Here is a 3,506-nt window from a genome sequence, read left to right as displayed (position 1 = left end):
ATAGAATGTATGCTGCCCTCTGGTAAGTCCGGTGAATACATTTGAATCCTGCCAGTTGGTCGGTGAATCCACTGCATACTGGTAAGGAGCTTTGCCTCCGGTTACTTTTACCGTTACCGTATTGTTGGAAATTTCAATTTCTGTGATGACAGGATCTAGAGCTTTTTTAACGCTCACTATCTGTTTAACAAAACATCCGTTATCTTCCAGGATTACCCAGTATTCCCCGACTGTTACGCCTTCAAGTACCTGGGTTGTGGCGCCTGTATTCCATTCATAAGAAGCATATCCCGGCCCTGCATCAAGATTGGTCCTGCCGTCAATACAGATWATTTTGTCAGCCAGGACAGTCGATCTTTTCGGAGGGATTACTTTTAARTTCAGCTTGGCAATGGCGTAACACTGGTTGCTGTTAAATACCCTTACGTAAACCGTTGTATTCCCGGAAATATAAGTATCGGCATTCAGGATTTCATTGGTATTGTTGCTGGCATCCGTAAAAGTAGGGTAATACTTTTTCGTAATCGGGGTTTCTGCAGAAACATTGGCTGTTGTAAGGTTGAAYGCAGCTTTTGTTTCATCGGTTTCAAGGAAACACTCACTCATGGTGGCTTCGTTGACTACCGGGGCAGGCAGGAAGGCMAGGGTGATCTTTGCATTGCCCACGCATCCTTCGCTGGTGGTTACTTTTACATACACCGATCCTTCTGAAGAAAGGTAATTGGTAGGATTGGTTATTTCATTGGTTGCTGCATTGAGATCYGCCAGRGTCAGATAGAATTTCTTTACGACCGGAGTATAATCCGTTACAGCRGCYGTGGTAAGATCGAAAAATCCTTTTCCGTTGTACTGGCATGCTTTACCACGCATCCTTCGCTGGTGGTTACTTTTACATACACCGATCCTTCTGAAGAAAGGTAATTGGTAGGATTGGTTATTTCATTGGTTGCTGCATTGAGATCTGCCAGAGTCAGATAGAATTTCTTTACGACCGGAGTATAATCCGTTACAGCGGCTGTGGTAAGATCAAAGAACCCTTTTCCGTTATATTGGCACGCTTTAATAGTTTTGTCCGATAAGATGAAAGGAACAACATTCAGGTTTAAGGTCACATGCTCACAGTCGATAAACTCAGGGGCATTGCCGCAGAACTGATAGACAATGGTGTCCGGTCCGGTATACCCAGGATTCGGAATGTAGGTAATCTGTCCTGTTGTCGCATTGAGCGTAGCCGTTCCGTGGGTAGGATAGGTAAGGATGTTTACGGTGCTTGCTACCGGCGTCTGTGTTGTGGTGAATGAGAATGCAGGGGCAATCACTTTGGTAGCACAGGCATTTAAGGCAGCCGTGGTATTTCTTACACATGAGAATACCTTAAAGATAGGTGTTGTAACCGGAGGGCATGTTCCCATAGTTACTTTTACCGTATAGTCTCCTGCAACAGCCGGGGTATGGGTGTACTGTGTAGCGCCCGGGATTGCAACGCCGTTAATGAACCACTGGTAAGTTTCATAGCTGTCGTCTACTTCAAGAATAATTCCGGGAATACAGTCTCCGGTCTGTTTGGCAATCACGGGTATGGAAGAGAATCCGGCAAAATATCCGCCGTAACCGGCTGTACTGTAGCCTCCGTTTATACCTGCGGTTACCGCTTTGGTAGAAGTTACCGTTATGTTGCCCGTAATTCCTTCTACGGCATACGTTACCCAATTCGTATTTCCTGTTAAAGGATAAGGTCCTTGTGCTGCCGTTGGTGCGGTCCCGTTTACTGTAACGGCGGCTCCGGCTTCTGTTAAAATATTCAGTTTTAGGGTAATGCCACCTACACCGGGCATCTCGTTGATTTTCCCGATCTCATCAATTTTTCTCGGTAAAAAGCAGTTTAACGGCGGAATATAGTTGTATCCTCCTGTATTGTTCGCTGAGCCTACGCCCACCAGCTGATACAGATACACATTTTTTGAAGTGGAAACAAGCATGTTGAAATGGCCGCTTCCCGCTGTCTGTTCAATATAACTGGTTTCATTAATCCGGTACCATTGTCCTGCATTAATGGTAGCAAGCGGAGCTGTAGCACCGTTTACAAAAATCTGTGTATTGTCTTCTGTGGCAATTACAATTCCGCCTTCCATATTTTCAGAAGGTGCGGTAGATCTTGTTTTTACCATGGCAAAAGTATTTCCAAGCCTTTCTACGGGAACGGACTGGTCCATAATCAAATCAGATCCACTGGAGCTTAGCGCTCCGAAGTTACCGTTTGAACTTCCGTTGGTAAGCGTCACCGGTTTATCGGAAACAACCTTTGCCCCGATAAATCCTGTAAGGTTCGCAGCCGTTCCGTTGTTTCCTGCCAAAATATATGACTGGCCTTTATTCAGGGTAAATGACTGAGAGTTACCTGGAGGTGTTCCTCCGATAAATACCAATCCTGTAGTCGTCCAGGAAACGGTAACCAGCGTATTGTCTTCCGTGGCTAAAATTCCGGCTGTAAAGTTATTGGAAGAACCGTTTCCGGCAGTCGTGTTGGGCGGATTGGCTACATAAAATAATTTACCGATCCCGGCTTTTCCTTTTGATGTGATGATTTCACCATGGGATCCCTGCGCAGATCTTAAGGTACAGTAAAAAGGTTTGTCGCCTTTCAGATAAAGCCCTTTGTTAATGACCTGGAGTGCATCCGCTGATGCCGTAGCTGTAATTAAGTTGGCCGCTACAGTATAGGAGAGCGGATTTCCTTTGCTGATGGTAACCGTCTGGATCACATTGTTATTACTGTAGATTTTTACCTCAAAAGGAGTTGTAGAGTCCGTGGAAAGATATAACGCATTGGTATATCCGGAAGTGGATGCGTAGAAAGGCGCAATCCAGTGCTCTGTATCCCTTTGTGCAAAGAGTGTATTGACACTGAACAGCATCAACACAAAAGACAATAGAAATCTTTTCATAATTATGGAATTAGGATTATTACAAAAATAACAGAATATTTGGTAACTTCTTTATATTATGCATGAAAAATATTTTATTGATTAATAAAAAGACTGCGATTTTATCAATCGCAGTCTATAATTAATTGTAAACTAATGTTTAATTTATATTTTTCACTAAGATCCATCCGGTATATTTAACTGGTGTCTTGTCTTTATTCGGTTCATTCCAGTTGATATGGTACCAGTAGGTTCCGGTTACCAGTTTCTTATCATAATGCTTACCGTCCCACTTGTAATTGTTGAACTTCTCCCCGGTAAAGATCTTGTTTCCGTACCGGTCATAGATCACGAAAGAAAGGTTGTCCTTATAAGCGAGCTCACTGTAATCGATGAAGTCATTTTTATTGTCTCCGTTCGGGGTGATGGCATTGATCAGGTTCGGTACCGTAACCTCCACGGAAACCGGCGTACAGTTGTAGGCATCTTTTACATAGAATGTATGCTGCCCTCTGGTAAGTCCGGTGAATACATTTGAATCCTGCCAGTTGGTCGGTGAATCCACTGCATACTGGTAAGGAG

Annotated in this window: 2 protein-coding genes and 1 pseudogene; all 3 read right to left on the bottom strand. The window is 43.9% G+C overall.

The features are described from left to right. Positions 1 to 870 (bottom strand): annotated as a pseudogene (locus ASE55_RS03210) (gliding motility-associated C-terminal domain-containing protein); the annotation flags it as partial. Further along, on the bottom strand, positions 807 to 2,945 hold the full coding sequence (locus tag ASE55_RS03205; protein WP_128414492.1) for an Ig-like domain-containing protein: 2,139 nt from the start codon (positions 2,943 to 2,945) through the stop codon (positions 807 to 809). The pseudogene ASE55_RS03210 and the gene ASE55_RS03205, both read right to left, overlap by 64 nt. Before the next feature lie 139 nt (positions 2,946 to 3,084). After that, positions 3,085 to 3,506: gliding motility-associated C-terminal domain-containing protein (locus ASE55_RS03200; protein WP_131726113.1), on the bottom strand; the 422-nt coding region annotated here is incomplete at its 5' end.

The sequence above is a fragment of the Chryseobacterium sp. Leaf201 genome, from assembly GCF_001421435.1.
GTDB lineage: Bacteria > Bacteroidota > Bacteroidia > Flavobacteriales > Weeksellaceae > Chryseobacterium.
This window is presented reverse-complemented; position numbering and strand designations above follow the sequence as displayed.